Consider the following 7,122-nt stretch of genomic DNA (forward strand, 5'->3'; position numbering starts at 1 on the left):
GATCGCGGCGCGGCGCGGCGGAGCGTCGGTGCTGGTGCTGGAGGGGGCGCCAAAGTTCTATCGCGGCGGCAACACCCGGCACACCCGCAACATGCGCTGCGCCCATGACGCGGCGACCGAAATCCTGACCGGCCCTTACACCGAAGAGGAATTCTGGGAGGACCTGCTGCGCGTCACCGGCGGGCAAACCGACGAAGTGCTGGCGCGCCACATGATCCGCGAGTCCAAGGACATCCTGAACTGGATCGTGGAGCAGGGCGTGCGCTGGCAGCCCTCGCTGGGCGGCACGCTCAGCCTCGGCCGCACCAACTCGTTCTTCCTCGGCGGCGGCCGCGCGATGCTGAACGCGCTCTATCTCACCGCAGAACGGCTCGGCGTCGAGGTCGAATACGATGCCGAGGTCACTGATCTCGTGATCGAGGACGGCATGTTCCTCGCAGCGCGCCTGAAGCGGCCGATCAACGGCGCCACCGAGATCCGCGCCACCTCGTTGGTCGCGGCGGCCGGCGGGTTCGAGGCCAACATCGAATGGCTCAAGCAATATTGGGGCGAGGCCGCCGACAATTTCCTGATCCGCGGCACGCCCTATAACCGCGGCTCGATCCTGAAGATGCTGCTCGACAAGGGCGTGCAGGAGGTCGGCGATCCCACTCAGTGCCATGCGGTCGCGATCGACGCCCGCGCGCCGAGATTCGACGGCGGCATCATCACCCGGCACGATTCCGTCGTGTTCGGCATCGTCGTCAACAAGCACGCACAGCGCTTCTACGACGAGGGCGAGGACATCTGGCCGAAGCGCTACGCGATCTGGGGCCGGCTGGTCGCAGCGCAGCCAGACCAGATCGCCTACATCATCTTCGATTCCACCGTCGTCACCAGTTTCATGCCGACGCTGTTCCCGCCGATTGCAGGGCAGACCATCGCGGAGCTCGCCGGCAAGCTTGAGCTCGATCCGGCCGCGCTGGAAAAGACAATCACCGAGTTCAACGCCGCGGTGCGGCCCGGCACCTTCGATCACACAATTCTGGATGACTGCGTGACCGATGGCATCACGCCACCCAAGACGCACTGGGCACGGCGCATCGAAACGCCGCCTTACCTCGCCTATCCCGTGCGGCCCGGCATCACCTTCACCTATCTCGGCACGCGCGTAACCCAGGAGGCGCGCATGCTGATGGCTGACGGCAAGCCGTCGGCCAACATGTTCGCGGCCGGCGAGATCATGGCCGGCAACGTGCTCGGCAAGGGCTATGCCGCCGGCATGGGCATGACCATCGGCAGCGTGTTCGGACGGATCGCAGGACGGGAAGCGGCGAGACATGCACGGAACTAGAATCCTGGACGAGGCCGACCGTCTGATGACGGTCTGCAACTCCTGCCGCTATTGCGAGGGCCTCTGCGCGGTGTTTCCGGCGATGGAAATGCGCCGCGCCTTCTCCGACGGTGATCTCAACTATCTCGCCAACCTCTGCCATGCCTGCGGGGCCTGCTACGTCGACTGCCAGTTCTCGCCGCCGCACGAGTTCAACGTCAACGTTCCGAAGACGCTGGCAATTGCGCGCGCCGAGTCCTATGCGGCCTATGCCTGGCCGCGGGCGCTATCAGGCACATTCGCGCGCAATGGTCTCGTTATCAGCATCGTCGCCGCGCTCAGCATGGCAGCCTTCATTCTCGGCTTCGCCGCCTTGAACGACCGCAACGTGCTGTTCGGCGTGCACACCGGTCCCGGCGCGTTCTACAGGCTGATGCCGCACAACGCGATGGCCGCGCTGTTCAGTGCCGCATTCCTTTTTGCGACCCTCGCACTCGTCTTGAGCGTGCGCGCCTTCTGGCGCGACATCGGTCCGCCGATCGGGGGCCGCGCCGACGGCGTTTCGGTCTTTCGGGCGATCCGCGATGCCGGCGAGCTGCGCTATCTCCATGGCGGCGGCGTCGGCTGCTACAATGAGGACGACAAGCCGACGGACCGGCGCAAGCTTTATCACCACCTGACCTTCTACGGCTTCCTGCTCTGCTTTGCCGCGACCTCGGTCGCCACGCTGTATCATTATCTGCTCGGCCGCGAGGCGCCATATCCGTGGTGGGACCTGCCGGTGGTACTGGGCACGCTCGGCGGCGTCGGTCTGATCGTCGGACCGATCGGCCTGTTCATGGCCAAGATGCGGCGCGATCCTGCGTTGCTCGACGAGTCCCGCTACGGCATGGATGTCGGCTTCATCGCCATGCTGTTCCTGACCGGCTTCACCGGCATGCTGCTTCTGCTCCTGCGCGAGACCTCTGCCATGGGCCCGCTGCTGGCGCTGCATCTCGGCGCCGTGTTCGCGCTGTTCATCACCATGCCCTATGGCAAGTTCGTGCACGGCATCTATCGGTTCGCGGCGCTAGTGCGTTACGCGCAGGAGCGGCGCAGCGAAGCCGGGTCTTGAGGGGCGCGCGGCGCTGACGTATCTCTTGGGCTCGTTCGCGCGATGCGCGAATCGATCGGGAGCCTGGGCTCATGTACATGTTTTTGCCGTTCCTGCTGGCGCTCGCAGCCTGCGCCTGCGTCTGGCGTTCGCTCGCGGGACTTGGCTATGGGCTCTGGAGCGTGACCGTCGTCGTCACCGTCGCCTGGTTCTTTCACCACGCGACCGATCCCCTTAAGTTCTCGTTCTGACGGTGCCGAGATGAGAGCGACAGAGATGAACGGGCGGCAGTCGGTCGGCGCGGTCCTGAATCTGCTCGGGTTGCTCGGGATCTCGTTGATCCTGGCAGTCGCATTTTTCTATCAGCTTGCGCTTGGCGAATTGCCCTGTCCGCTGTGCCTGCTGCAGCGGGCCGGGTTCATCGCGGTTGGCATGGGGTTTCTATTCAATCTGCGCCTCGGCGAGCGACCGTCACACTACGCGATGATACTGATGTCCAGCCTAGTTACCGGATTCATCTCGATGCGGCAGGTGTCGCTGCATCTTGCGCCGGGCGATCCCGGATACGGCTCGGCGCTATTCGGGCTGCATTTCTACACATGGGCGCTCATCGCCGCGGTCGGTATCGTTTGTTATGTCGCGCTTGTCTTCGTGGTGAAGGACATGATTGGCGCGCGGGACAAGGACGCGCCGCTGGGCGGAGCAGCATCGAACGCGGTGTTCGCGATTTTCGCGTTGCTGGTCGCCGCAAATCTCCTGTCCACCGTGCTGGAGTGCGGCGCGGGTCAGTGCGACGACAACCCGGTCCGCTATCTCCTGCTCAAGTGAGGAGACCGTCGCACCGGCGTTGGCCGGTGCGACGGTCGTGAACCTCACGCCACCTCGCGCTCCGGCGGGGATGCCTTCTCGCGCGCCATCGTCGTTGCGGTGACGTAGTCGGTCTTGCCGGTGCCGAGCAACGGCACCTTGTCGACCACCATGATCGCGGCGGGAACGGTCAGCTCGGACGCGCCGATCGTCTTGGCCTGGCCCTGCATCGCGCTACGCTCGGCGTTCTTCTCCGTCGTCAGCAGCACGATGCGTTCGCCCTTGCGCGGGTCGGGGATCGACACTGCGACCGATGCGGCCTGCGGCCACAGTGTCGTCGCGATGTTCTCGACCGCGGACAGCGAGACCATTTCGCCGGCGATCTTGGCAAAGCGCTTGGCGCGGCCTTTGATGGTGATGAAGCCGGCCGCGTCGATCGCGACGATGTCGCCGGTATCGTGCCAGCCCTCGGCGAGCACTTCGAGTACGCCGGGATTTTCGGCCTTGAGGTAACCGAGCATCACGTTTGGCCCGCGCACGGAGAGGCGCCCACCTTCCTCGATACCGGGGACCGGATCGAGGCGGCTTTCCATCAGCGGCGACAGGCGGCCGACGGTGCCGGGGCGGTTGGCCATCGGCGTGTTCATCGCCAGCACCGGCGCCGTCTCGGTGACGCCATAGCCTTCGAGGATACGGATGCCGTAGCGCTCCATGAACACCTGGCGGGTGCGATCCTTGACGGCTTCGGCGCCCGCGATCACGAGGCGCAGCGTGCGGAAGTCGTAGGCATGCGCCGAGCGCGCATAGCCGGTGAGGAACGTATCGGTGCCGAACAGGATCGTCGCGCCGGTCTGGTAGATCAGCTCGGGCACGATCCGGTAATGCAGCGGCGAGGGGTACATGTAGATCGGAATGCCCGCCAGCAGCGGCATCATCATTCCGCCGGTCAGCCCGAAGGAGTGGAACACCGGCAGCACGTTGAACACCTTGTCATTGGCGTTGGCGTCGACCCGCGCCAGCGCCTGCGCCGCGTTGGCGAGGATGTTGCGGTGGGACAGCACCACGCCTTTGGGCGTGCCTTCCGAGCCCGAGGTGAACAGCACCACGGCCGGATCGTTGGCCTGGCGGGTGACACGCGGCGTCGTGCCTGCGAGCAGACCCTTGATCTTGTCGGCTGTGCCGATCGAGGCACGGACGTCCTCGAGATAGACGACACGCGCCTCTGCGGAGATTGCGGTCATCAGCTTGTCGAGCTTACCCTTCTCGATGAACGCCTTCGAGGTCAGCACGGTCTTGACTTGCGCGGCCTTCATGGCGGCGAGGACGTTGACCGGACCGGCCGAGAAGTTGAGCATTGCCGGCACCCGGCCGATATTCTGCAGCGCCATGAAGACGACGGCGACGCCGGCGGAATTCGGCAGCAGCACGCCGACATTCTCGCCGACGGCGGTGCCGCTCTCGAGCTTGCGGCTCAGGACCTGCGCGCCGAGGATCAGCTTGCGGTAGGTCAGCTTGGTGCCAAGCGCATCCTCGATGATGACCTTGCCGGTGTCGCGATCGCGATAGGCGTGTCCGAGGGCTTCGAACAGCGTGTGGTCGAGCATGGCGTTCTTGACCATCGCATCGATCATCACATCCTGGAGTGCGGCACCCGCGGCGTTGCGGCGCGCCTTGCCCTTCAGCGCCGCATCGACCGGCAGCTTGACGGGCGGCAGGATGGTGACCGTCACCCGCGGAAACCACGAGCGCTTGATCTGGCTGGAGTTGAGGTAGCTGAGATGCGAGCGCTGGGCGCCCTCGATGCGGACCGGCACCACGACGGCGTCGGCCTTGTCGGCGATCATCGCGGTGCCGTCATAGACCTTCATCAGCGATCCCGAGACGGTGATGCGTCCCTCGGGGAAGATCACGACGGGCTCGCCGGCGGCGACGAGCTTGATCAGGTCACGCGCGGCCAGCGGCTTGCTCGGGTCCATGGTGTAGTGCTTGACCACGCGCAGGAACGGCTTGGCCCACCAGGCCTTGGCGATGCCGGTATCGACCGCGAAGCTCGCGTCGATCGGCAGCACGGCGTGCAGCAGCGGGCCGTCGATCAGGCTGACATGGTTGGGCGCGATCAGCATGCGGGTGCCGGCAGGCGGCAGGTTTTCGAGCCCACGCACTTCGGTGCGGAACAGCGCACGGAACAGCAGCCCGCCGAAGTCGCGCACGCCTTCCTTGCCCCACTTGGTCAGGACAAACCACACCGCGCCGAAGCTGGCGAGGCCGAGGCCGAAGAAGATCCAGCCGATATGAAGGCCAGCCGCCTGCAGCAACGCGACGAACAGCGAGCCAACCACCATGAAGGCAGCCTGCAGCACATTGCCGGCGGCGATGATGCGGGCGCGCTCCGACGGTGCCGACCAGGCCTGGACGGCGGCGAAAGAGGGAACGACGAACAGGCCGCCGCCGAATGCGAAGGCGACGAAATCGACCAGCATGCGCAGGCCGGCGAACGACGTTGCGAAACCGGCCGCGGTGATGTCCTGCCCCTTGGCGGTCACGCCGATGGCCCATGCGAGATCGAGGCCAGAGCATCCCATGATGATGGCGCCGATCGGGACCAGCGCGAGGTTCGGACGAACGTGGCTCAGGCTGGCGGCGAACAGCGAGCCGATGGCGATGCCGATCGCGAAGATCGCAAGACACAGTGTCACCACGCCCTCGGTGCCGCCGACGACCTCCTTCACCAGAGCCGGCAGCAGCGACAGCACGATCGCGCCGACCAGCCAGAACCAGGAGACGATGACGGTGCCGTCCCACAGTCGATGGTCAGCGTGCAGCGTCCTGAGCAGGCTCACCGTCGAGGTCCAGGGATTGGCATCGACGGGCAGGTCAGGCGCGGACGGCGTTGTCTGCGGAATGCGGGCGGCGAAAGCCCATGACAACAGCGCCAGCGCGACCACGGCCGAGGCGACCCAGCCCATATGCGCGGACCCGGCCACGAACTGGCCGCCGGCGACGGTGCCGAGCAGGATGGCCATGAAGGTCGCGCCTTCGACCAGCGCGTTGCCGGTCGCGAGCTCACCGAGCTGGAGCTGATCCGGCAGCATTGAGTATTTCACCGGGCCGAACAGGGCTGCGATGATGCCGAACAGGGCGAGGGCTGCGAACAGCAGCGGCACCGAGTGCAAGAAGAAGCCGGCGGCAGCAAAGCAGGCTGCGAAGATCTCGGCGAATTTGAGCCGCCTTGCGACGACGGATTTGACGTATTTGTCGGCCAGCTGGCCGCCGAGCCCGGACAGGATGAAGTAGGGGAAGATGAAGACGGCGCCCGCCACCGTCACCAGCGCATCGCCGTGGCCGGTCGCGGCACTGTAAAGCAGGATGATGACGAGTGCGTTCTTGAGCACGTTGTCATTGAGCGCCGAGAAAAATTGCGCCCAGAACAGTGGCGCAAAGCGGCGTGAGGACATCAATTCCCTGATCATGACTAGTCCTGTTTTGGAAAAGCAGCCTGAGGTTTCTACGTGGTCTGAGAAGCGTCACGACCGGAAGTGAATCGGGGGAACGATTGCAACGGCGACGATATCGCCGGTCTGCTCAGTCCCCCTCGGTTCCTCCGATCCTGTTGGTCTCCACCTGGTCTGGTTAGGTTCGCAAATATCTGATCGCGACCGCATCAGCCGCGCTTACCCGGATATGGCCCGGGCGATGAGGAAACCTGAGCCGGCTCATGGAAGCCAGCGGGATCGCCCGCGATTGTCCGGAATGGTGAGTCGTTCGTTGCATCCATCCGGAATTCCGGCCGAACCAGAGGGGCTCGGCTGCGCGCCTCAGGTGAGATGGGTGAGGTGGCGAAAGGGCGAGAAGCGGCCGAGCAGGCTGAACCGCCGGCCCTCCTGACGCGCCCGGGCGCGGCTCGCCCGCC

At 65.3% G+C, this 7,122-nt stretch carries 5 protein-coding genes; 4 read left to right on the forward strand and 1 reads right to left on the reverse strand.

Annotation, left to right across the window (positions count from 1 at the left end; genetic code table 11):
* Position 1: 1 nt before the first annotated feature.
* The 4 genes from tcuA (at position 2) to MOV75_RS21470 (ending at position 3,233) form a co-directional block, all read left to right on the forward strand.
* Positions 2-1,333: an FAD-dependent tricarballylate dehydrogenase TcuA gene (gene tcuA, locus MOV75_RS21455; RefSeq protein WP_247006546.1), complete on the forward strand. Its 1,332-nt coding sequence runs from the start codon at positions 2-4 to the stop codon at positions 1,331-1,333.
* The gene (gene tcuB / locus MOV75_RS21460; RefSeq protein ID WP_246929230.1) at positions 1,320-2,426 is read left to right on the forward strand and encodes a tricarballylate utilization 4Fe-4S protein TcuB; all 1,107 of its coding nucleotides are present in this window, start codon (positions 1,320-1,322) and stop codon (positions 2,424-2,426) included. Before tcuA ends, tcuB begins: the two co-directional genes overlap by 14 nt.
* Before the next feature lie 71 nt (positions 2,427-2,497).
* The gene (locus tag MOV75_RS21465; RefSeq protein ID WP_246929229.1) at positions 2,498-2,656 is read left to right on the forward strand and encodes a DUF5993 family protein; all 159 of its coding nucleotides are present in this window, start codon (positions 2,498-2,500) and stop codon (positions 2,654-2,656) included.
* Between the two features lie 25 nt (positions 2,657-2,681).
* A complete protein-coding gene (locus MOV75_RS21470; RefSeq protein ID WP_246929228.1) occupies positions 2,682-3,233 on the forward strand; it encodes a disulfide bond formation protein B in 552 nt (183 codons plus the stop codon).
* A 44-nt stretch (positions 3,234-3,277) separates the two neighbouring features.
* On the opposite strand, the gene MOV75_RS21475 is transcribed toward MOV75_RS21470, so the two are convergent.
* The gene (locus tag MOV75_RS21475; RefSeq protein WP_246929227.1) at positions 3,278-6,682 is read right to left on the reverse strand and encodes an acyl-[ACP]--phospholipid O-acyltransferase; all 3,405 of its coding nucleotides are present in this window, start codon (positions 6,680-6,682) and stop codon (positions 3,278-3,280) included.
* Positions 6,683-7,122 lie beyond the last annotated feature (440 nt).

Source organism: Bradyrhizobium sp. PRIMUS42, assembly GCF_023006515.1.
Taxonomy (GTDB): domain Bacteria; phylum Pseudomonadota; class Alphaproteobacteria; order Rhizobiales; family Xanthobacteraceae; genus Bradyrhizobium.

Excerpts from the sequence above, each read along its gene's own strand:
- MOV75_RS21475 (WP_246929227.1), bottom strand. The coding sequence starts at position 6,682 with ATGATCAGGGAATTGATGTCCTCACGCCGCTTTGCGCCACTGTTCTGG.
- tcuB (WP_246929230.1), top strand. The coding sequence starts at position 1,320 with ATGCACGGAACTAGAATCCTGGACGAGGCCGACCGTCTGATGACGGTC.
- MOV75_RS21465 (WP_246929229.1), top strand. The coding sequence starts at position 2,498 with ATGTACATGTTTTTGCCGTTCCTGCTGGCGCTCGCAGCCTGCGCCTGC.
- MOV75_RS21470 (WP_246929228.1), top strand. The coding sequence starts at position 2,682 with ATGAACGGGCGGCAGTCGGTCGGCGCGGTCCTGAATCTGCTCGGGTTG.